This is a genomic window from Streptomyces sp. CA-243310 (genome assembly GCF_050936775.1).
Lineage (GTDB): Bacteria > Actinomycetota > Actinomycetes > Streptomycetales > Streptomycetaceae > Streptomyces.
Genome location: NZ_JBNJMF010000001.1, coordinates 755079 through 776761 on the forward strand (window position 1 = coordinate 755079; position 21683 = coordinate 776761).

The 21683-nt window shown below is 71.2% G+C and carries 18 protein-coding genes and 1 pseudogene; 10 read left to right on the forward strand and 9 right to left on the reverse strand.

The window, feature by feature from the left end; all coding sequences use genetic code 11:
* Positions 1–26 precede the first annotated feature (26 nt).
* Together ACQEVM_RS03575 and ACQEVM_RS03580 are read left to right on the forward strand one after the other, a co-directional pair.
* Positions 27–1409 (forward strand): transcriptional regulator, encoded by a 1383-nt coding sequence (locus ACQEVM_RS03575; protein ID WP_433074737.1) that lies wholly within the window; start codon positions 27–29, stop codon positions 1407–1409.
* Between the two features lie 126 nt (positions 1410–1535).
* Entirely contained in the window at positions 1536–3155 is a 1620-nt protein-coding gene (locus ACQEVM_RS03580; protein WP_433074740.1) for a hypothetical protein, read from the forward strand.
* Positions 3156–3245: 90 nt separating this feature from the next.
* Here ACQEVM_RS03580 and ACQEVM_RS03585 read toward each other — a convergent pair whose 3' ends face one another.
* Positions 3246–4520: an ABC transporter substrate-binding protein gene (locus ACQEVM_RS03585; protein WP_433074743.1), complete on the reverse strand. Its 1275-nt coding sequence runs from the start codon at positions 4518–4520 to the stop codon at positions 3246–3248.
* Between the two features lie 198 nt (positions 4521–4718).
* On the opposite strand from ACQEVM_RS03585, the gene ACQEVM_RS03590 reads away from it, so the two are divergent.
* Together ACQEVM_RS03590 and purU are read left to right on the forward strand one after the other, a co-directional pair.
* Entirely contained in the window at positions 4719–5165 is a 447-nt protein-coding gene (locus ACQEVM_RS03590) for an SCO4402 family protein (protein ID WP_433079786.1), read from the forward strand.
* A gap of 14 nt (positions 5166–5179) precedes the next feature.
* Positions 5180–6052 carry a formyltetrahydrofolate deformylase gene (gene purU, locus ACQEVM_RS03595; protein ID WP_433074746.1) on the forward strand — a complete coding sequence of 291 codons (873 nt, stop codon included), beginning with the start codon at positions 5180–5182 and terminating at the stop codon, positions 6050–6052.
* 195 nt (positions 6053–6247) lie between these two features.
* Here the strand turns inward: purU and ACQEVM_RS03600 are convergent, their stop codons facing one another.
* From ACQEVM_RS03600 to ACQEVM_RS03625, 6 genes and pseudogenes are all read right to left on the reverse strand, one after another.
* Complete coding sequence (locus tag ACQEVM_RS03600) at positions 6248–6790, reverse strand: NUDIX hydrolase (RefSeq protein ID WP_433074749.1); 543 nt, start codon at positions 6788–6790, stop codon at positions 6248–6250.
* A 4-nt stretch (positions 6791–6794) separates the two neighbouring features.
* On the reverse strand, positions 6795–7916 hold the full coding sequence (locus tag ACQEVM_RS03605) for an adenosylhomocysteinase (RefSeq protein ID WP_433074752.1): 1122 nt from the start codon (positions 7914–7916) through the stop codon (positions 6795–6797).
* A gap of 239 nt (positions 7917–8155) precedes the next feature.
* Positions 8156–9000 (reverse strand): annotated as a pseudogene (locus ACQEVM_RS03610) (helix-turn-helix domain-containing protein).
* Positions 8997–9749 carry a DUF6879 family protein gene (locus tag ACQEVM_RS03615; protein WP_433079788.1) on the reverse strand — a complete coding sequence of 251 codons (753 nt, stop codon included), beginning with the start codon at positions 9747–9749 and terminating at the stop codon, positions 8997–8999. The pseudogene ACQEVM_RS03610 and the gene ACQEVM_RS03615 overlap by 4 nt, the downstream one beginning before the upstream one ends.
* Before the next feature lie 250 nt (positions 9750–9999).
* Positions 10000–11460, reverse strand: a complete 1461-nt coding sequence (locus tag ACQEVM_RS03620) for a maleylpyruvate isomerase N-terminal domain-containing protein (protein WP_433074755.1) — start codon at positions 11458–11460, stop codon at positions 10000–10002.
* Positions 11457–12035 (reverse strand): sigma-70 family RNA polymerase sigma factor, encoded by a 579-nt coding sequence (locus ACQEVM_RS03625; RefSeq protein ID WP_433074758.1) that lies wholly within the window; start codon positions 12033–12035, stop codon positions 11457–11459. The genes ACQEVM_RS03620 and ACQEVM_RS03625 overlap by 4 nt, the downstream gene beginning before the upstream one ends.
* A gap of 336 nt (positions 12036–12371) precedes the next feature.
* Here ACQEVM_RS03625 and ACQEVM_RS03630 point away from each other — a divergent pair, with 336 nt between their 5' ends.
* Positions 12372–12890 carry an EF-hand domain-containing protein gene (locus ACQEVM_RS03630; RefSeq protein WP_433074761.1) on the forward strand — a complete coding sequence of 173 codons (519 nt, stop codon included), beginning with the start codon at positions 12372–12374 and terminating at the stop codon, positions 12888–12890.
* Between the two features lie 288 nt (positions 12891–13178).
* Here ACQEVM_RS03630 and ACQEVM_RS03635 read toward each other — a convergent pair whose 3' ends face one another.
* On the reverse strand, positions 13179–14906 hold the full coding sequence (locus ACQEVM_RS03635; protein ID WP_433074764.1) for a class I adenylate-forming enzyme family protein: 1728 nt from the start codon (positions 14904–14906) through the stop codon (positions 13179–13181).
* 127 nt (positions 14907–15033) lie between these two features.
* Here ACQEVM_RS03635 and ACQEVM_RS03640 point away from each other — a divergent pair, with 127 nt between their 5' ends.
* From ACQEVM_RS03640 to ACQEVM_RS03655, 4 genes are all read left to right on the forward strand, one after another.
* The gene (locus tag ACQEVM_RS03640) at positions 15034–16251 is read left to right on the forward strand and encodes an amidohydrolase family protein (protein WP_433074767.1); all 1218 of its coding nucleotides are present in this window, start codon (positions 15034–15036) and stop codon (positions 16249–16251) included.
* The gene (locus ACQEVM_RS03645; protein ID WP_433074770.1) at positions 16242–17405 is read left to right on the forward strand and encodes an acyl-CoA dehydrogenase family protein; all 1164 of its coding nucleotides are present in this window, start codon (positions 16242–16244) and stop codon (positions 17403–17405) included. The genes ACQEVM_RS03640 and ACQEVM_RS03645 overlap by 10 nt, the downstream gene beginning before the upstream one ends.
* Positions 17406–17409: 4 nt before the next feature.
* On the forward strand, positions 17410–18312 hold the full coding sequence (locus tag ACQEVM_RS03650) for an acyl-CoA dehydrogenase family protein (protein ID WP_433074773.1): 903 nt from the start codon (positions 17410–17412) through the stop codon (positions 18310–18312).
* A gap of 439 nt (positions 18313–18751) precedes the next feature.
* Positions 18752–19225 (forward strand): ATP-binding protein, encoded by a 474-nt coding sequence (locus ACQEVM_RS03655; RefSeq protein ID WP_433074776.1) that lies wholly within the window; start codon positions 18752–18754, stop codon positions 19223–19225.
* Between the two features lie 500 nt (positions 19226–19725).
* On the opposite strand, the gene ACQEVM_RS03660 is transcribed toward ACQEVM_RS03655, so the two are convergent.
* Positions 19726–20652 carry a cyclase family protein gene (locus ACQEVM_RS03660; RefSeq protein WP_433079790.1) on the reverse strand — a complete coding sequence of 309 codons (927 nt, stop codon included), beginning with the start codon at positions 20650–20652 and terminating at the stop codon, positions 19726–19728.
* A gap of 109 nt (positions 20653–20761) precedes the next feature.
* Here ACQEVM_RS03660 and ACQEVM_RS03665 point away from each other — a divergent pair, with 109 nt between their 5' ends.
* Positions 20762–21682: an SDR family NAD(P)-dependent oxidoreductase gene (locus ACQEVM_RS03665; RefSeq protein WP_433074779.1), complete on the forward strand. Its 921-nt coding sequence runs from the start codon at positions 20762–20764 to the stop codon at positions 21680–21682.
* The last annotated feature ends 1 nt before the right edge of the window (position 21683 follow it).

A 21683-nucleotide genomic window follows, 5' to 3' on the forward strand; every position in this document is an offset into this window, starting at 1 on the left:
CTCTCCCGCGGCTTCAGGGGGTTTTCATGGCAGCCAGGCCTCTCGTCGCCCGTCAACCGAACGAACGGTTGCAGGCGCTCATCCAGGAAGCCGGGTGCTCCAACGCCGGGCTCGCCCGGCGCGTGAACATGTGCGGGGCCGAGCACGGCCTCGATCTGCGCTACGACAAGACCTCCGTGGCCCGGTGGCTGCGCGGCCAACAACCGCGCGGCCGGGCGCCCGGCATCATCGCCGAGGCGCTCGGGCGCAAACTCGGCCGGACCGTCACCATCGACGAGATCGGCATGGCCAACGGCAAGAACCTCGCCTCCGGCGTCGGCCTGCAGTTCTCCCCGACCGTGATCGGTGCCATCGAGCAGGTCTGCGAGCTGTGGCGCAGTGACGTCGGCCGGCGCGACTTCCTCTCCGGATCGAGCGTGGCGGCGTCCGCGCTCGTCGAACCCAGCCGCGACTGGCTGATCACCGGCGCCGATCCGCAGGTGGCCCGCAGCGGCGGCTCGCGGGTCGGGATGTCCGACGTGGACGCGGTACGGGCGACCACCGAGGCGCTCAAGGAACTCGACCACCGCTTCGGCAGCGGGCACGTGCGGCCCGTCGTCGTGCACTACCTCAACTCCGTGGTGTCCGGGCTGATCGGCGGCTCCTACCGGGAACCGGTCGGGCGGGCGCTGTTCGCGGAGGTGGCGCGGCTGACGGAACTCGCGGGCTACATGGCGGTGGACACCGGCCAGCCCGGTCTGGCCCAGCGCTACTACATCCAGGCGCTGCGCCTCGCCCAGGCCGCGGGCGACCGCGCGTACGGCGGGTACGTGCTGGCCGCCTCGATGAGCCACCTCGCCGCCGAGCTGGGCAACCCCCGGGAGATCTCGCAGTTGGCGCGGGCCGCCCAGGAAGGCACGCGGGGGCAGGTCACGCCGCGGGTGGAGGCCATGTTCTACGCGGCCGAGGCGCGCGGGCACGCGCTGATGGGCGACACCCGGGCCACGGCGGTGCTGTCCGGGAGGGCGGTGACGGCGCTGGAACGGGCGGAGCCGGAGACCGGTGACGACCCTTCCTGGATCCGGCACTTCGACCAGTCCTACCTCGCGGACGAACTGGCGCACTGCCACCGGGACCTGGGGCAGGCCGACGCGGCGGCCCGGCGGGCGGAGGAGGCGTTGCGGGGGCTTCCGGAGACCAAGGCCCGCCGCCGGGCGATCGGCATGCTGCTGCTGGCGGCGGCCCAGGTACAGCAGAGGGAGGTGGAGCGGGCCTGCCAGACGGCGGCGAAGGCCGCCGACCTCCTGGGCTCGCTGCGGTCGCGGCGCGGAACGGAGTACCTGGAGGACTTCCGGACGAGGCTGGAGCCGTACCGCGACGAGGCCTCGGTGCGGGAATTCGGCGCCCGACCGGCGGTGCAACCCGCCTGAGGGACCGGCCCCGGGCGGGGTGGGTGACGTGGAAGGTTCGGGTGGGCCTGCCGATGACGGCGGATGACCGGGTAGCGTGACCCGACGGTTCCGTAGGTTCGGACAAGTCGGAGAAGGAGTCTCCCGGTGACGCAGAACGGACGAGGGGGCGCCCCCCGGTCAGGGGCGCCGTGGGGTCCGGATCCGGCATATCCGGAGCAGCCGGAGTACCGGGAACAGGACGACTACGCGCTCCAGGACCCGGAGCCGGGGCGGGGACAGGAGTCCCCGCGGCAGCCCGGGCCGCCCCAGGCCCAACCGCCCCAGGCCCCGCAGCAGCAGTATCAGGACTACCAGGGATACCAGCAGCCCCAGCAGTACCAGGGGTACCCGCAGCAGGGGCAGCAGTACGGGCAGGAACCGTACGGGCAGGAGCCGTACCCGCAGCAGCACGAGCAGCAGCAGCCCGGGCCCGCCTACGGGTACCCGCCCCAGGAGGACCCGGCGCAGCGCGCCGGCGAGCCCGGCTACGGCTACCCGCCGCCGCTGCACGAGGCGGCGACGCAGTACATGGCGCCGGTTCCCGCCGGTCCGGGGTCCGGTCCGGGGTCCGGTCCGGTTTCCGGTCCGGGGCAGGGTCCCGGACCGGGCGAGGACGCGACGCAGTACATACCGCCCGTTCCCGCCTCGGGTGACGACGCGACGCAGTACATACCGCCGGTCCCCTCGGGCCCGGGCACGCCGGCGCACGCCGAGGCCGCGACGCAGTACATACCGGCCGTTCCCGCCTCGGGTGACGACGCGACGCAGTACATACCGCCGGTCCCCTCGGGCCCGGCCGCGCCCGCGCACGCCGAGGCCGCCACCCAGTTCATCCCGCCCGTACCGCCCGGGCCGGTGCCCAACGCCGCCGAGGGATTCGACGGGCTGTTCCGCGGCGACGACGGGGACGGGGCCGTCGGGCACACCCGGCACATGCCGCCGATCCAGGAGCCGGTGCTGCGACAGCAGCCGCCCCGGCCCCGTCCGCCGCGCGGGCAGGGCCCGCAGGGTCCCGGCCGCCCGATGCCGCCGCAGTACCAGCAGCAGCCTCAGGCCCAGCACGCCCCGCCGCCCCCGCCGCCGGCCGGTCGCAAGGTGTCGCCGGCGGTGATCGCCGCCGTGATCACGGGTCTCGTGGTGGTCGGACTCGGCGTCGGCGCGCTGTTGTCGGACGGCAAGGCGCAGAACACGGACCCGGGCGCGGAGCCCGCGGCCCCGACCGGTACCGGAGGGTCGGCCGCGGCGGTCGGGGAGGCTCCGGTCGACCCGGCCCGCCCCCAGGCCGTACAACTCGACAAACTGCTCGCCGAGAGCAACGACAGCAGGGCAGCCGTGATCAAGGCGGTCGAGGACATCAAGGGCTGCGCCAACCTCGGCCAGGCCGCCGGCGATCTGCGCGCCGCGGCTCTCCAGCGCGAGCAGTTGGTGACCAAGCTCCAGGACCTCAAGATGGACAAATTGCCGAACCACGCGAAGCTCGCCGCCTCGCTCACCAAGGCCTGGAACGCGTCGGCGGAGGCCGACAACAGTTACGCGGCCTGGGCGGACGACGTGGACCACGACAAGCGCAACTGCAAGGACGGCAAGGCCAAGACCACTGCCAACGCCGGCAAGGGCAACGCGTCGAGCGGAGAGGCGACGAGGGCCAAGCAGTCGGCCTCGGCCATGTGGAACTCGATCGCGGGCAAGTACGAGCTGACCAAGCGGGACAAATCGCAGCTCTGATCCGGGCCGCCCGGACGCGCACGCCGGAGAGCGCGTACGCGTCCGGACGACCCGCCGGAGAGCGCGTACGCGTCCGGACGCCCGCCTGGATCAGGACGCTCGGGGGGCCTGCTCCAGCGTCGAGGTCATGTCCAGGGTCTGTTCGCCGGGCTGGGCGACGAGCCGGCCCGACCGGACGATCTGGAAGGTGACCCGGCCGTTCGAGATCCGGGGGAAACCGGCGACGGCGCGCAGGTCCTGGTAGCGCCAGCTCAGGTCGGGGGTGAGACCGCCGGTCTCGACGTTCTCGGCCTGGTTGAGGGCGCGGGTGAGCCGGCGCGCGGTGATCTCCTCGCCCCGGTCCAGGCGCCGCACCACCTCGTTCAGCACGGTGTACGCGATCCAGGTGGTCTGCGCGCCGCTGTCGTCGGGGTCGAGGGTGTCGTCGCCGAAGGCCTGTTCGGAGATGACCTTGCGCATGGGTTCCCACAGCGGGTCGGTGGACACCGGGTACCAACTGGTCAGGTAGGCGCCCTCGAAGGGGCTCTCCTTGCCGCCGGTGCGGTCCACCAGGGACTGGCTGACGCTGCCGAGCACGGAGGAGATCTGCGCCTTCGCGTGCCGGCCGTCGGAGCGGCGGAAGGCGTCGAAGAAGGTCTCGGTGCGCTCGCCGAGCACGGCCGCGACGCAACTGCGGTCCTTGCCGGTGGAAACGTTGGCGAGCGCCTCGCGGGCCTGCGGGGCGAAGTCGGCGGAGTCCTCGGCGGCCCGGATGTCGGCGGCCTCGGGCACGTTGTTGGCCTTGAGGCCGGCGTTGAGCAGTACCGGCAGGGCGTCGCCGGCGAGGGTGTCGGGGCGGACCAGGGACACCTTGGAGCAGGCGCGGCCCAGTTGGTGGCCGGCGCCGGCGAGGAGGACGGGCTGCCCGCCGTTGACGGGGTAGGACAGAGGGCTCTGGAACTCCTCGGAGGAGACCCCGTACCCGCCGATGAAGGGAATCCCCTCGGCCTCCAGGGGGGCCATGTAGGCGCGGCCGTGCTGGCTGTACGAGCCGACGACCGCGACGGCCTTCTCGGCGATGGCCTCGCGCGCGCAGTCGGCGGCGCCGGTGGGGGTGTTCTTCTCGTTGCAGGTCAGGACGCGCAGCTTGTGGCCGTTGATGCCGCCCTTGGCGTTCACCCAGCGTTCGTACGCCTTGGCCATCCCGGGCATTCCCGGCATGTTGGTCGCTTTGGTGCCCATCGGGGCGAACGTCATGACCGTGAGGGTGCCCCCGGATTGCCCCGCGTCCCCGGGGAGCGTTCCGCAGCCGGCGACGAGACACGCGCCCATCGCCGTGGCCAGGAAGGTGCGGGTGAGGGTCGCCGTGCGTCGCCGATTGGTCATGTCCACGCACCATTCCGCCCCACGGGGAACTGGAGAGTGAGGTGTACACAACATTCGGTGACGCCCGGGTGAATTGCCGGGGCATCCTCGCACGCCCGGGCGCCTCAAGATCGCAGGTGGGGGGAACGTACGATCGAAAGCGTGACATTCGCCCAAGGTTCGAAGAACTCTTCCCGCCGCGGCGGCCGCTCCTCCACCATGGGCGGCATGCCCCTCAACGACATGCCGTGGTGGCGCTGGCGCGCCAATGTGCGCTCGGCGCTGCACATGCTCTCCGACCCGGCCTTCCAGGAGGAGGTCTGGTCGACCGGCGTCGAAGGCTACGGCGACGTCACCGACGCCGTGTACCGGCTCGTCGAGGACACCTGGCTCGACAGCTGGTCCGCCGAGAAGTACGTCGGCACGATCTTCCGCGACTCCGCCGAGGCGGCCGTCGTGGACCTCGCCGTGCTGCGCGTACTGCGGATCCTGCACCAGGTCGGACCGGACGCGCCCGTGTCGGCGTACCTGGAACACCACGCCTGGCCCGAGGCGGTACGCGCCGCGCGCGAGGCCCACGTACGGCTCGCCGCTGCGGACGGGGACGACCCCGACGCGGCGCCGAGGTCGCTCGACGTGCTGAGGATCGTCACCCGCGCGGTGTGAAAGGCTGTGGGGTCATGAGCGCAGACCCGCAGCAGCAGCCCCAGCAGTACGTCCTGACCCTGTCCTGCCCGGACAAGCAGGGCATTGTGCACGCCGTGTCGAGCTATCTGTTCATGACCGGATGCAACATCGAGGACAGCCGGCAGTTCGGCGACCGTGACACCGGTCTCTTTTTCATGCGGGTGCACTTCACGGCGGACTCGCCGGTCACGGTGGACAAGCTGCGGGCCAGCTTCGCCGCCATCGGGGACTCCTTCCGGATGGACTGGCAGATCCACCGCTCCGACGAGCGCATGCGGATCGTCCTGATGGTGTCGAAGTTCGGCCACTGCCTCAACGACCTCCTCTTCCGGTCCAGCATCGGGGCACTGCCGGTCGAGATCGCGGCCGTCGTGTCGAACCACACCGACTTCGCCGAGCTGGTCGGCTCGTACAACGTGCCGTTCGTGCACATCCCGGTGACGAAGGACACGAAGGCCGCCGCCGAGGCGGAACTGCTGGAACTGGTCCGCGCCGAGCGCGTGGACCTCGTCGTCCTCGCGCGGTACATGCAGGTGCTGTCGGACACCCTGTGCAAGGAGCTGAGCGGGCGGATCATCAACATCCACCACTCGTTCCTGCCGAGCTTCAAGGGCGCCAAGCCCTACCACCAGGCACACGCCCGGGGCGTGAAGCTGATCGGCGCGACCGCGCACTACGTGACGGCCGACCTCGACGAGGGGCCGATCATCGAGCAGGAGGTCGAGCGGGTCGGCCACGAGGTCACGCCGGACCAGCTGGTGGCCATCGGTCGGGACGTGGAGTGCCAGGCGCTGGCGCGGGCCGTGAAGTGGCACAGCGAGCACCGCGTCCTCCTGAACGGCACCCGCACGGTCGTCTTCGCCTGACCCCGACGGGGGCCCTCCCCCGCGCCGGGCCGGGGTTACCCGGGGACGGGCCCCGGGGGCCTGCACCCCCCGGGGCCCGGAAGTACCTCAGGTCAGCACGTGAAAGAGCCCCGACTCGTGGTCGGACGGGGCCGTTCGTGGTCTGACAGTGGGGCCGCCACGGGGGTAGGCGAACGGGGTCGGCCGGGGCTCGGGTCAACGCAAGGCAGCACAGACACGCTCGCGAAGTCGCTCGTCAGCGACAGTGTCCATGTCCCGCCATGCGAAGCCGCTGACCTCCGCTGCTTGTAGGGTCACGTCCCCCTTGCCGCTGGTGCGGAACAGGTACCGGAAGTCGAAATGCCGGTGCGCGGGCTCGCCCTTGGCATCGTTCGCCGGGATCGTGTGCACGTCGATGTGTACGGGCTCGGGCAGCACGGGTGCGATGCCGACACCGATCCCGGTCTCCTCGGCCAGTTCGCGGAGCGCCGCACCCATCAGGTTCACGTCCTCGGGCTCCAGGTGGCCGCCGGGCGTCAGCCACTTGTCGAGTGCGACGTGATGGATGAACAGCGCCTGACCCTCGCCGTTGACCAGGATGGCCCCCGCCGTGGCGTGTCCCTGGAACTCCTCGCGGCTGGTTACGTCGGTCCCGGCATCCAACAGTGCGTGAAGCAGATCCAGTTCGGGCTTCTCTTCGGGGTGTGCATCGGTGTACTCGGTGAGGGTTGTGCGGACGTGGTCTGCCGTGATGGGCATTCGATCACCTGTTGTAGTAGTGGAGCCAGGTAGCCGCGATGGCTTCCCGGTCCGTGGTGGGCACCTCGTACATGCCGGCGTCCAGCCCTCCGCGAGCCAGCATGGCCGCGCCCGCGAGGATCTCTGCCTGAACGAGGAAGATGAACGGTCCAACGCTCGCGCCATGGATGAAGTTGACTGCCTCGCCCCCGTTCAGCAGATAGAAGTAGTGCCCGGTCGTGCTGTAACGGCTCACGTGCTCGCCGGCACTGTCACGGATGTAGCCCGAGGGCAGTCCGCTCAACTCCAACTCGTCTTCGGAGCTGGTGACAGTCGCCACGTAGGCCCCGTTCTTGAGCTGTGGGAAGTCCTCTCCGCACAGGGACAGAGACCCCGTTGCACAGAGGACGATTCCGGCCGTGGCCAGGGCCTGGTCGCGGTCGCGGGCCACCTCGAAGCCCTGCGACATGGCCTGTGCGCGCCGTACGGGGTCGATGTCGTAGACGATGACCCGCACGCCCTTGACGTGCAGGAGACGGGCGATGCTCGACCCGAGCTTGCCGAACCCGAGGACCAGGGCGGGGCGCCCGTGCAGGATGTCCCCGCGCTGCCGCAACAGCGCTTCGGTGGAGAACACGACGGACTGTCCGACCAGGAAGTCCTCCGGGGTCTTGAGTGGGCTCCGAGCCACCGAGACGACCGGACACGGCAGCTTGTCCCGCTCCGCGTAGCGCTTGTGACCGTTCTCGGTGTCCTCGACCACGCCGAGGATGGTTCCCGAGAACCGTTCACACAGCGCGTCCAGCGAGGGAGCGAAGTACCCGCCCACGTCGAGCAGAACGACGCTCTCGCCGGCCGCCCTGGTCTCCAGGTACGTCACAGCGGTGTCAGGAGCGTTGAACATGTCCCGGGACAGTTCGTCACATGCCACCGTCCGTTCGATTTCCCGGCGAGCGCTCGCGTGGATGGACTTGGGCTTGGGGAGAACGGCACGCAATCGCGACACCTTGCCCACGGCCCCGACGAACGCGGGTCGCTCGGGCAACAGGTGAGTGATCAACAATGAGGACGGTGGCTCGGGCGGCGTGAACGCTTCGGCGACCTTGCCGAAGTACGTGTCGAGCCGCGCCCGATCGGCTGTTTCCATGGGCACTCTTTCTTGTGGGCGCGCTTCACGATGGTGAATTCCGAGAACTCCCGCACGAGCGTCGAATGCCCCGTGCGCCCCGTGCGCCCCGTGTGTGGGACCCGCATTTCGCTGCACTCGTCCGCGTTCCCGGTCGGTGCGGAATTCCAGTCGACGATCTCGGGGCCAGGGGTCTTCCCGCTGTCCCGAAACGCGCGCAGTGTCATGGCACTACGCCTGGTGATGGAAGATGCTCGCGGTTACTCTCGCGGGCTCAATGACTGCCCTGCCCTTATGAGCGCCCGGTGTGCCTCTGTGCTGTAGAGGGCGTTCTTCTCCAGCGCCCCCCACGCACGGAGATGCAGGGCGACGTCTTCCGGATCGTGCAGCCACATTTCGGCGTGCCACGTCTCGGTGATCACGAGGCTGTCGTCATGGACCGAGAATCCGACCCCGGCGGGGACGTTCATGTCCGCTTCGAAGGGCACGATTCCCACCCTCACGTTTCCCGGGCCGAGCCGTCCCACGATTCGATCAAGCTGTGACGAAAGCACTGGGGGCGAACACGGGCGGGCCCTTAGAGCCCCTTCCCAGATGAGGAAGTGAAACGTCCGGCTCTGGTCCGCGAGAATGCCTTGACGCCCCATGCGCGCCTGTACGGCGGCCTCGATGTCTCTTGGGGCAATATGGATCGCCGAGTATCGAGTGAGTACGGCGCGCGCATAGTCGGCAGTCTGCAAGAGCCCGGGTATCAGCGAGGGATCGAAACTGCGCCGAGAGTGCGTCTTCTGAGCCTGTGCCCAGTGCGCTTCCTGCACGGCGCGGTAGCCGCCCGCCAACTGTCTGCGCCAGGATCGGTACTGCGTCTCCAGCCCGCGTAGTCGGCCGACCAGTTCTCCGCTTGCCTCCAGGCTCCCGGTCCCCCGGCCCATGCCTTGAGATCGGCGACAGTCGGCGTCTGCTTTCCGTTCTCCAGCTTGCTGACCTTGGACTGTCCCCACTCAAGCCGCTCGGCCAGTTCGCGGCCCGTGAGCCCGCCCTCGGTGCGCAGCTCCCGCAGGCGCGCACCGAGGGACACCCGGGCTTGCTGAAAGTCCGTACTCACCTTTCGGACGCTACCTGGGCCGTGAACTCCCGATATGGGACAGCGTGGTGCCATGCGGCATCCCGGATCTGACAGGCCCGCAACACTTCCGACGGATCGGTGATCAGCTCCATGCCGATGGTGCGCTCGCCCTCGAAATGGAAGCGCGCCACGCTGCGGGAGTCGAACAGCCAGAAGTCCGAGAGGTTCACGCCGTGGCGTTCGGCATCGTCGCGCCACAGGTGGCGGATGTCCTCGCCGGCTGCCACGTTCGTCCGAGCACAGGCGAGCAGGTACCGCTGACCGGTGGTCGGCGGGTTGTCCACGATCCGTACCCGATCGAACCGCTTGCCGCTGTCCACCATGCGCCGCACGTTGGCGAACCACGGGTGCCCGACTTCCCCGGCCGTGTCACCGGTCCGCAGGAACTCTCGGTAGGACGGCATTGCCTGATCGGACGCATATCCGCTTCGAGTCTCCAACCGCCATGCGGTGTGCTCGAAGCCGTCGTTGATGAACTCGCTGATCTTCTGTTGCGGAACGAACTCAGGCATGTGCGTGACCTCTCTCGGGGAGAAGTTCGCCAGTAGCGCACGCGGCACGACCACGAATGCTTCCCCCTCCGCGACGTACTTGAGCTGCGCTACATCCGTGGGGTCGGTTACCGCGTCCCCTTGTACGAGCACCTCCCCGGTGTCCAGGTCTTCATACAGGGTCGGGCAGTCGCCCACTGCGGACGTGCTCCCGAGGACCCGCAGACGCCTGGCCATGGCCGTTCCCTTCGTCGTCGGACGCAACAGGGCAAGCATGATGATTCGAAGGGGTCCTTGTCCGGTGCGATTCTCGATTATTCGCATCCCCGGCAACACGCAGGAGGGCCCCGCGCCCGTCCAGGCTCTGCCCGGCATCGAGTACCGGGATGCCGTTTCACATCACGGCTCACCTGTCCGCGATCTTCTACTTTCGTGACAGGAAGTCCACCCAGGGGTCATGGGACCCCCGCCTCGCGCGCCGGCGGGGCTACAGGCGGCTGAGGGAGGCTGCCGCGAAGAGGACGTCGCGGATGGCCTCGCGGTCGCCGTGCTGACCGGCGGCCGCCTCCTCCGGGGAGATGTGCCCCGCGGCCAGTTGGCAGAACTCGGTGCCCTCCAGTGCGACGTGCGCGACGGTGTGCTCCGCCGACGGCTTCGCCGCCGGCGAGTCCAGCGCGATGTCCCAGCCGCCGCCGCCCGCTCCCTCGATCTCCAGGTGCAGGGTCCGGCCGGGCGCCCCCGCCGCGACCAGTCCGCGCGCCGGGGCCGCCAGCCCGGCCCGGCGCCGCTCGGCCAGTGCGCCGGGCAGCAGGCGCGCCGCGAGGTCGATCATCTGGTGCAGGTGCGGTGCGGACGGGGCCTCGTACGGGTAGTCGACGGCCTCCGCGATGTCCCAGGCGTGCACCCAGCACTCGAAGGCCCGCTCCAGGAAGGCGTCCGCGAGGGGCAGCGCGAAATGCCCGTAGTCCACGGCCAGCTCGGCGACGCCGCGGCCCGCGAAGGAGACCGTACGGATCAGGGTGTGTCCCTGCTCCCGCCACGGCTCGCGGACCTGGCGGGTCGTCGGGTGGGGGTGGGAGTTCCAGAAGTGCTCGGTGCGGTCCGTCGGGTCGCCCGGCGGCGCCTGCGGGCCCAGCGGGTCGTCCAGCCCGAGGGCCGCCGCGACCAGGCCGTCGACCGTCAGGAGGTGCCCGATCACCCCGGCGACCGTGGTCCGGCGCGTCTGCCGCCGCTCCTCCTCGAACCACTTGAGCCGTACCGGGGTGTGCCACTCCGCGTCGCCGAAGTCCCGCAGCAGCGCGTCGAGCCGCGCCGTCTCGGTGTCGTACGGCGTCGCCCACGTCGGTACCGGAATGCGGGCCGGGCGCCTGCCCAGGCAGTCCTCCAACACCCGCGAGCGCAGCAGCGGCTTGAGGTCCAGGGTCTCCTCGGGCTGCAACAGGCCCACGGCGTCCCGCAGCCGCAGAGCCTCCTCGGCGCAGGGCGCGCACTCGGTGAGGTGGTCCTCCACGGCCCGGGTCTCGTCGGCGGAGCAGGCGGCCAGCGCCCAGGCGCCGAGCAGGGACTTCAGCACGGCGTGCGAGGGCGGCGGGCCGGGCACCGCGAGGTTCTCCGCCGAAGGTTCGGGCGACGGATCGGGCGACGGATCGGGTGACGCCTCGGGCGTTGGTTCCGATGACCGGTCCGACGACGGATCCGACGACGGATCCGACGGTGGCGACTGCTCGGGCAGCGGGAGCCGGGACGGCTCGCGCGCCGGCGGCGACGTCCGGTCCGGTGCGGGTTCGGGCGACTCCCGCGGCAACGGGTCCGGCGCGTGCCGCGGATCGAGGTCGTCGGCGGGCCCGCGGGGGCCGGGTATCCGCGCGGAACCGCTCACGGGCCGCTGGTAGCCGTCGGGAAAGTCCTCGGGAAAGTCGTCGGGGAACTCTTCGGCGGGACCGGTCATCGGGGCGTTCCATATCCGGGCGGGCCGTATCCGGGCGGTGAGGCGCCTTCCCGGCGGAGGACGTTGGCGGTCGAGAGCAGTTGCAGCCCGAGCCGCAGCCGGCGGCGTGCCTCGTCCTCGCTGATCTGTAGATCGGCGGCGGCCTGCCGGTAGTCGCGGCGTTTGAAGTACGCGAGTTCCAGGGCGGCTCGCAGGGAAGCGGGCATGGAGGTGACGATGTAGTCCGCGCGGGCGGCGGCGTTGGCGTTGCGCACCTTCTGCTCCAGTTCCTCACGGGATCCGCGGCCCAGTTCCGCCTGGCGCAGCCGGTCCACGGCCTGGCGCTGGGTGACGCGGGCGACCCAGGAACGCATGGAGCCCTGCTTGGGGTCGTAGGCGTCCGGGTTCTCCCAGATGTAACCGAACACCTCGCGGGTGATCCGGTCCGCGCCCGTCTCGTCGCCCAGGACGCGGTGGGCCAGGCCGTGGACCAGCGAGGCGAACCGGTCGTACAGCTCGCCGAGCGCCGCGGCCTCGCCCCGGGCGAGGCGTTGCTGCATGCGGCGGTCCCAGCGCGGTGGTACGTCCTTCGGCATACTGCCCCCAGCCGTGTGTCGACTCATCGAATGTAGTGGGCACATGGGGGTGTGCGCCTCTTTTGGGGGAAGCGGGTCCCGTGAGCACGCTCTGCGTGATAGGCCCGTCGCTCGTGGTCGCCGGCGGAAAGTGACACCGGTACGTGACACCCGTAAGGGCACGCCGAATGGCACACACATGCGCGCCCCGCCGCGCTCCCCGTGCGCGGGTTCGATGCGGCCACCTCCTTGACCGCTTCGCTTAACGCGCAGGCCACGGAGGCCTTACGCTCCTGCCTTGTCTTGAACTGCACCTCAACTGCACCCCATCGCACATGTGAAGGCGGAACGCCGAATATGGACAGCGCAGAATACGAGCGCAAGATCGCCGCCCGATTCGCCACCTTCGACCAGGACGGGTCCGGCTATATCGACCGCGAGGACTTCAGCGCGGCCGCGAAGGCCGTGCTGGCCGAATTCGGTACGACGGCACGCTCGGACAAGGGTCAGGCGGTCTTCGGCGGAGCCGAGGCGTTCTGGCAGGGCATGGCCGGCATCGCGGACGTCGACGGGGACCAGCGGGTCTCCCGCGAGGAGTTCGTGACGGGCGCGGCGAAGCGGCTGCGGGACAACCCACACCGGTTCGCGGAGATCGCCCGTCCGTTCCTGCGGGCGGTGATCGCGGTGGCCGACGAGGACGGCGGCGGCGCCACCCCGGCCGCCGCGGCCCGTGTGCTGAGCGTGCTCGGCACCCCCGTCGAGGTGGCCGACACGGTCGCCGAGGCACTGGACGCGGACGGTGACGGCCGGATCTCCGAGGACGAGATCCTGGTGGCCTTCGCGGGCTACTGCGGCGTGGAGGCCCCGGACGCCTGACCGGACCCGGGGACCCGGACCGGACCCCGGACGCCTCACCTCGGACCTCGGACGCCTGACGCCTGACCGGACGCCTGACGCCTGACCGGACCCCGGACGCCTGACCGGACTCGGGGACCCGGACCCCGGCCCTCGGCTCTCGCGTCCGCGTCACCGGGCCGCCCTTCGCTTCCGCGTCGCCGGGCCCCGGGCCGTCGGGCCCGTCCGGCGGGGGCGGCCCCGGGGCCCGGTGCGCCCGCCTCGCGCGCGCCCTCGTCCCGGCTGCGGGCCGCCGTGCTCGGCGTCCGCTCAGGAGTAGCGCTCGCGGAGCCGGTACTTGAGGACCTTGCGCAGGGCGTCGTTGCGGGGGAGCGCGTCCACCACCTCCAACTGCTCCGGGAGCTTGTGGGGGGAGAGGCCCCGGGCGCGGAGATGGTCCGTCACGTCCGCCAGGGTCAGGGGGGTCGTGCCCGGGGGTTGTTCGATCACCGCGCAGACGCGTTCGCCGCGTTCGGGGTCCGGCAGCCCGATGACGGCGACGTCCGCGACGGCGGGGAGTTGATGCAGGAGGTCCTCGATCTCCTTCGCGGAGATGTTCTCGCCCTTGCGGATGATGACGTCCTTGCTGCGCCCGGTGAGCACGAGGTGGCCGTCCGGGGTGAGGTGGCCCAGGTCGCCGGTGACGAGGTAGCCGTCGGCGTCGAAGGCGTCGGCCGACTGCTCGCGGTCCAGGTAGCCCCGGCAGACGGCCTCGCCGCGCAACCGGACCTCGCCGTCCTCGTGCGCGGGGAGCGGTGTCCCGTCGGGTGAGGTGATGCGGATCGACATCGTGGACGGGGGGCGGCCCTCGGTGGTCGCGAGGTTGTCGGGGGTGTCGTCGGGCGACCCCATGGTGATCATGGGGACCTCGGTCATGCCGTAGCCGTGGGTGAGTTGGCAGCCGAGTTCGCGGACCACCGCGTGGTAGATCTCCGGGGGTTTGGGGGCGCCGCCGCCTGCCAGGAGGCGCAGGCTGGGGATGAGCCTGCGGTCGGGCCGCTTGCGCTGCTCGGTGAGGAACATGGAGTAGAAGGCGGTCGAGCCGCCCGCGACGGTGACGCCGTGGCGCCGGTACCCGTCCAGTGCGCCGGGCATCGCGAACTTCTCGAAGAGGACCGCCGGGAACCCGTACAGCAGCAGCATGACGGTGTAGTCCGGGCCGGCGATGTGGGCGAACGGGAACGCCATCGAACCCACGTCGTTCGGGGTCAGGCGCAGGGCGTGGGCCAGGCAGGAGCCGCCCGCCATCAGCGAGCGGTCGGTGTGCAGTACGCCCTTGGGGTCCGAGGTGGTGCCGGAGGTCCAGTAGATCCAGCGCACGTCGGTCCCGGACGCGGGCGGCGGCGGGAGGATCGACGGGTCGCCCGCGGGGAGGGAGTCGTAGGCCTCGAAGACGCCTCGGGCGCCGAGCCGTTCGGCCATCGCGGTGTGGTCGAAGCCCCGCCAGACGCCGGGGACCGCGAAGAACTCTGCCTTCGACTCCCTGAGCGCGAAGCCGACCTCCCGGTCGCGGTAGAAGGGGATGACCGGCGACTGGACGGCGCCGAGGCGGGCGAGGGCGACCGAGAGCAGGACCGTCTCGATGCGGGTGGGCAACTGCCAGGCGACGACCGTGCCCGCGCGCACGCCCTTCGCGTACAGGCCGGCGGCCACCTCCTCGGAGCGGTCGCGGAGGGCGCCGAAGGTGAGGGAGCGGTCGTCGGCGGGGTCCTCGGCGGCCTCGATGAGGACCGGGGCGTCGGGGGTGAGGGCCGCCCGGCGATCGATGAGTTCCCACAGGGTCCGGGAGCGGGCGAGCTCGATGGCGGTGGCCGTGGCCTTATCGGTGGCCGCGGCGGCTGCGGCTGTGCCGGTGCCGGTGGCCGTGGCAGCGGTGGTCGCGGTCGCGCCCGTCGCGCCCGTCCTGCCGTCGTCCGGGCCCGTGCCCGGGTCCGCACCGGAGGGTGTTCCCGGGCACGTGCCGCCGCCCGTTTCCGTACCCGTTTCCGTACCCGTCATTCCGGACCCCCTATAGCTGACGGTCAGTCAGATCCAGCGCAGAGCGTAGGGCTCGGGCGCTTGTCGGTCCAGGGGTGGCGGGGCTAGCTTGTTTCTGACGATCCATCAGATAGGGCGAGGGGACACCATGGAACTGCCTCGGATCATCAGCGTCGACGACCACGTGATCGAGCCCGCGCACCTCTTCGACGTGTGGCTGCCCGCCAAGTACCGCGAACGCGGCCCCAAGCCGCTGACCGCCGGCATCGGCGAACTCGCCTACACGGGTGGCAAGTACGTGATCACCATGGACCCGGACGGGCCGCCGACCGACTGGTGGATCTACGAGGACCTGAAGTTCCCGTACAAGCGCAACATCGCCGCCGTCGGCTTCGACCGCGACGACATGACCCTGGAGGGCATCACCCGCGAGGAGATGCGCCGGGGCTGCTGGGACCCCAAGGCGCGACTCGCCGACATGGACCTCAACCACGTCGAGGCCTCGCTCTGCTTCCCGACCTTCCCGCGCTTTTGCGGCCAGACCTTCGCGGAGGCGCACGACAAGGAGGTCGCGTTGGCCTGCGTGCGCGCCTACAACGACTGGATGGTCGAGGAATGGTGCGGCGACAGCGGCGGCCGACTGATCCCGCTGTGCATCATCCCGCTCTGGGACATCGACCTCGCCGTCGCCGAGATCCGGCGCAACGCCGCGCGCGGGGTCCGGGCGGTGACCTTCTCCGAGATCCCCACCCACCTCGGGCTGCCGTCGATCCACTCCGGGTACTGGGACCCCTTCTTCGCCGTCTGCCAGGAGACCGGCACCGTCGTCAACATGCACATCGGGTCCTCCTCGCAGATGCCCGCCGCGTCCCCCGACGCGCCGCCCGCCGTGCAGGCCTCCCTCAGCTTCAACAACGCGATGGCCTCGATGATGGACTTCCTCTTCTCCGGGGTCCTGGTGAAGTTCCCGACGCTGAAGCTCGCCTACAGCGAGGGCCAGATGGGATGGATCCCGTACGCGTTGGAGCGCGCCGACGACGTGTGGCGCGAGCACCGGGCCTGGGGCGGGGTCCGCGACCTGATCCCCGAGGCCCCGTCCACCTACTACTACCGGCAGATGTTCTGCTGCTTCTTCCGCGACAAGCACGGCATCGCCTCGCTCGACGTCGTCGGACGCGACAACGCGACCTTCGAGACCGACTACCCGCACGTCGACTCGACCTTCCCGCACACCAAGGACGTCGCCCTCGACCACGTCCAGGGCCTCGACGAGGAGACGGTCTACAAGCTGATGCGCGGCAACGCCATCCGCATGCTGGGGCTCGACCTCGACAAGGGCCTGCGGGCGGAACGCCAGTGGACCTGACCCCCACCGAGGAGGAGCGGGAGTTCCGGGCCCGGCTGCGCGAGTGGCTCGACAAGGTGCTGCCCGAACTGCCCGCCAAGCCGTCCCCCGACGACTGGCCCGGCCGGCGCGCGTACGACGCGGGCTGGCAGCGCCGGCTGTACGACGCCGGGTACGCCGGACTGCACTGGCCCGCGGACGCCGGCGGGCAGGACGCCGGCCCGACCCGCCACCTGATCTTCCTGGAGGAGACGGAACGCGCCGGCGCCCCCTACGTCGGCGCCAACTTCGTCGGGCTGCTGCACGCCGGCCCGACCATCGCCGCCGAGGGCACCGCCGCGCAGCGGGCGCGCTGGCTGCCGCCCGTCCTGCGCGGCGACGAGATCTGGTGCCAGGGGTTCAGCGAGCCGGGCGCGGGCTCGGACCTGGCCGCGCTGCGGACCCGCGCCGTGCGCGACGGCGACGAGTACGTCGTGACGGGGTCGAAGATCTGGACCTCGCACGCGGAGGTGGCGGACTGGTGCGAACTGCTGGTCAGGACCACACCCGTGGGGCCGGACACCCCCAAGCACCGGGGGATCACCTGGCTGGCCGTGCCGATGGACGCGCCGGGGGTCACGGTCAGGCCGCTGCGGACCCTCGCGGGGTCGACCGAGTTCGCGGAGATGTTCCTGGACGAGGTGCGGGTCCCGGTCGGCAACCGGGTCGGAGCCGAGGACGACGGCTGGCGGGTCACCATGGTGACCCTGTCCTTCGAGCGGGGGACCGCGTTCGTCGGCGAGGTGGTCGCCTGCCGGCGGACCCTCGGGGACCTGGCCCGCACCGCCAAGGCGAACGGGCGCTGGGACGACCCCGTCGTACGGCGTGCCCTGGGCCGCCTCCACGGCGAGTTCGGCGCCCTGTGGCGGCTCACGCAGTGGAACGTCGGCGAATCGGAGCGCTCCGGAGGCGTCCCGGGCACCGGGGGCAGCGTCTTCAAACTGGCCTACTCGCACGCCCGGCAGGAGCTGTACGACGTGGCCGCCCTGGTACTGGGCGCGGGCTCCCTCGCGCTGGACGAGGAATGGGTCCTGGACCGGCTCTCGTCCCTCTCGTACACCATCGCCGCGGGCACCTCGCAGATCCAGCGGAACATCGTCGCCGAGCGGATCCTCGGCCTCCCGAAGGGCCGGTGAGCCGGTGGACTTCCAGCCGACCGAGGAACAACGGGACCTGCGGGCGGGCGTACGGAACCTGCTGGCCGGACGGTACGGACGCGAGGCCCTGCGGGCGTCCGTCGAGTCGGGGGTCTGCGTGGACCGGGACCTGTGGCGGCGGCTCGGCGAGGCCGGCTTCTTCGCGCTGCGCCTCCCCGAGGCGGAGGGCGGAGTCGGGCTCGGCCTCCCGGAAGCCGTCCTCGTCTTCGAGGAGGCCGGCCGGGCGCTGGTGCCGGGGCCGCTGGTGGCCACGCACCTCGCGGCCGGGGCGGTCCCCGGGGCCGCGACCGGGACGGCCGTGGTGACGGCCTCGGACCTGGACGGGTCCCTGGTGGCGCACTGGGGGGAGGCGGACGCCGTGCTCGGGCTGCCGGAGTACGCCTCGACCCCGGCCGAACCGGTGCGCTCCGCGGACCCGCTGACCCCGCTGCACCGGGTCGCGTCGGCGCCCGTGCCCGCCGCCCACCGGGACGAGGGCGCCCTGCTGACGGCGGCGCTCCAGGTGGGAAGCGCACTGCGGACGCTGGAACTCGCGGTCCGGTACGCGGGGGAGCGCGAGCAGTTCGGCCGTCCGATCGGTGCCTTCCAGGCGGTGAAGCACCTGTGCGCGGACATGCTGGTACGGGCCGAGGTGGCCCGTACGGCGGTCTACGCGGCGGCGGTGACCGGTGACCCCGGGGAGACGGCGGCGGCGAAGCTGCTGGCGGACGAGGCGGCCGTGCGCAACGCCCGGGACTGCCTCCAGGTGCACGGCGGCATGGGGTTCACCTGGGAGGCCGACGTCCACCTGCACCTGAAACGGGCGTGGGTGCGGGCGGAGCAGTGGCGCACGGCGGCCGAGGCGGAGGAACTGCTCGCGACGGACCTGCTGGAGGGCGCGGTGTAGCGGTTCAACGGCGGCCGGAGCGGCGGGGGGTGTGCCTCGGTGTAGCGGGAGCCGGGCGGGGTAGCCGGGGGATGGCATCCGGAGGGCGGCGTTCGGAAGGGCTCGCCCCGGGTGCCGGCTCGGTATCACGCAGAGGCACGGGAGGGACGCGGCGGGACGCATGTCTGATTACAGAGAGTTGATATCGGTTTGTGTCCTTCGCCCGGCACATTACGGACCGGAGTCGGGTGCTCGCTCCGGTACGCTCCGACGAATGCGAGCGGTTGAGCGGCGTGAGCGCCGCACAGTATGCACCACGCCTACTCCTTCGCGCGGGAATATGCCCGAAGCGCTTGTTGTGGTGACTGTACGTCAACCATGCTGCTCCGCAAGGGGGTCACGGATCGTGATCCCGTTCCGTCGTGAGGCGAAGTGTCCGCCGGTTCGGATGGTGTGAGCGGTGCAGGTGCTTCAGGTTCAGCTTGAGGTAGGCGCGGATCCCGCCGAGGTCGGCAGGGCGCGCCGGTGGGCGCGGTCCAGGCTGGCGGGCTCCGGCATAGGGGACGACGAACCGCTCGCCGAGACCCTGATCCTGCTGATCTCCGAGCTGGTCACCAACGCCGTGGTCCACACGGGCTGTCCGGCGGTGCTGCGGATGCTGTTCGGCGGTCCGGGAGTGCGGGTCGAGGTGGCCGACGCGAGCGACCGGGCGCCGGCCCGCCGACAGGCGGCCGGGGACGACACGGGCGGGCGCGGCCTGGAGCTGGTGGACGGTCTGGCGGACCGCTGGGGCTGGCAGCCGGAGGGTGCCGGCAAGCGGATCTGGTGCGAGGTCGACCGCGCGGAGAAGGCGGCTGCGGACTGCGCCGCGGACGGCCCCCGGAAACCTTCCGAACATTTTGACCGGAACCGGGAACCCCGCGTGTACCTCTAACGAGGTGTTGACGGTTCGTCACATCTTGATCACTCTGGTGGGGAGCGATTCGTCGCGAGGGGACGCCAAGGGTCCTGCCTTGACGAGTGCGGGTCGTGGGGTGGCGGCTGCCGTGCCGCGCTCGGGGCGTGCATGCGCGTCGCCGCCACCCGCAGGTCGAACCGCCTCCGGGGCCCGGATCCGGGCCCCGGAGCGGGTGCCTGGCGGGTGGGTCGGGGCGAGCGCCTGACGCGTGGCGCGTGGTGACCGTTCCGGGGTGGTCGGTCGTCGCGCGAAGCCGGGGCGGTGGCCCGCTGAACCTCCGGACACCCGGGGCGCCCCGCCGCCCTCACGCACCGTCACGCCGTTCCAGGGGCAGGCCGAGGGGCCCGTCCTCCAACCCGTTGCCGTCTTCGAGGTGCGGGTGACTCCCGTCGGGGGCCGCCGGATGTCCGGCCGGATCGTCCGGGTCGTCCGGGTCGTCCGGGTCGTCCGGCTGGTCGGCGGCAGGCCGGGGGCGGTCAGAGGATGGCGACCGGGGCCACCGGGGTGCCCACCGCGCCGACGAAGGGTTCGGGCATCGCGGAGAGGAGGAACGCGTGGCGGGATTCTTCTGCACAGGCTGTGGACAACTTTTCGAGATTCCAGTTCTGGCCCTGGTGCATGCCCATCTCCACCAGGTCCAGCGCGTGCACCGGCAACCAGAGGTCGTCGATCTCCGGGGGGAAGATCTCGAAGGTCAGGGTGTCGTTGGCGACGGCCGCCACGTTCCGGGCGTGGAACCACTCGGGCGTACGGACCGACAGGCCGGGTGACGGGAAGCCGTAGCCGTGCTTGTCGCCGGCCAGGTAGACCTGGATCTGGCCCGTGCGGACCAGGACGATGTCCCCGGCGCGGACGGTCACCCCGCCGAACTCCTCCGCCTCCGCGAGGTCCTCGGGCGTCACGGCGTGGTCGCCCGGGAGCCGGTCCAGGCCCTTGGCGCGGGCCACGTCCAGCAGGACCCCGCGCGAGACGATGGGGCCCGCCTTGTCGATGCCGCTGAACTCCGCCCGACCGTGCGCCGTGACGGTGCCGGCGGGGCGGCCGTTGTAGATCCTCCCCGAGTGGGAGACGTGGGTGAGGGCGTCCCAGTGGGTGGCGCACTGGAGCCCCATCGTCACGGCGTCGTCGCTGCACGCGACCGTGCCCGGACCGAAGATCTCCTGGTTGACCTGCACCATCGTGTGCAGCGGGTTGATCCGGCCGGGGATCATGCCGACCTGTACCCCGTCCTCCTTGAGCGGGAGCGCGAGCGGGATCCGGCGCCCGGTGCGGATCCCGGCGGCGGCTGCCCGGACGACCTCGTCGGTGATCAGGTTGAGGGTGCCGATCTCGTCGTCCGCGCCCCAGCGGCCCCAGTTGTTGACGCGCTTGGCGATGTCGTGGAACTCGGCGGGCATGCCCATCTGACTCATCAGCTCCTTGCCATGTGGAACCCAACAGGGGCTTGTGCGGGCGCGTCCGCCTGCCCCTAGAATCTAACGGTCCGTCAGAAATCGCGGGAAGGGGTCGGCCGTGGGGAACTTCTTGGCAGGCAAGGTCGTCGCCGTCACCGGCGCGGGCCGGGGCATCGGGCGGGCCGTGGCACTCGCCGCGGCCGCCGAGGGCGCCCGGGTCGTCGTCAACGACCACGGCGTCGGCATCGGGGGCGGCGAACCGACGAGCGAGATAGCCGAGGCGGTGGTCAAGGAGATCGTCGCCGCGGGCGGCGAGGCCGTGGCCGTCGCCGACGACATCTCCACCATGGCGGGCGGACAGCGCATCGTCGACACCGCGCTCGCCCACTACGGGCGGATCGACGGGGTCGTCTGCGTGGCGGGCATCCTGCGCGAGCGGATGCTCTTCAACATGTCCGAGGAGGAGTGGGACCCGGTCGTCGCCACCCACCTCAAGGGCACCTTCACCGTCTTCCGCGCCGCCTCCGCCGTCATGCGCAAGCAGGGCGGCGGCACCCTGATCGGCTTCACCAGCGGCAACCACCAGGGCTCCGTCGCCCAGGCCAACTACAGCGCCGCCAAGGGCGGTGTCATCTCCCTCGTCCGCTCCGCCGCACTCGGACTCGCCAAGTACGGGGTCACGGCCAACGCCGTCGCGCCCGTCGCCCGTACCCGGATGTCGGCCAACGTGCCCATGGAACTCAAGGAGATCGGCGAGCCCGAGGACGTCGCCGCGCTGGTCACCTACCTGCTCTCCGACCGGGCCGTCGCCGTCGGCGGCGAGCGGATCACCGGGCAGGTCTACACGATCGCCGGCCCGAAGATCGCCGTGTGGGCCCAGCCGCGCGAACTGCGCGCCGGGTACGCCGAGGGCTCCTGGACCCCGGAGAAGATCGCCGACTTCCTCCCCGGGACGGTCGGTACCGACCCGATGCCGATGCTCGCGCAGCTCGAAGCCATGGCGAAGGCGGCGGCCGCCAAGGACCGCCCCAACGCGTAGA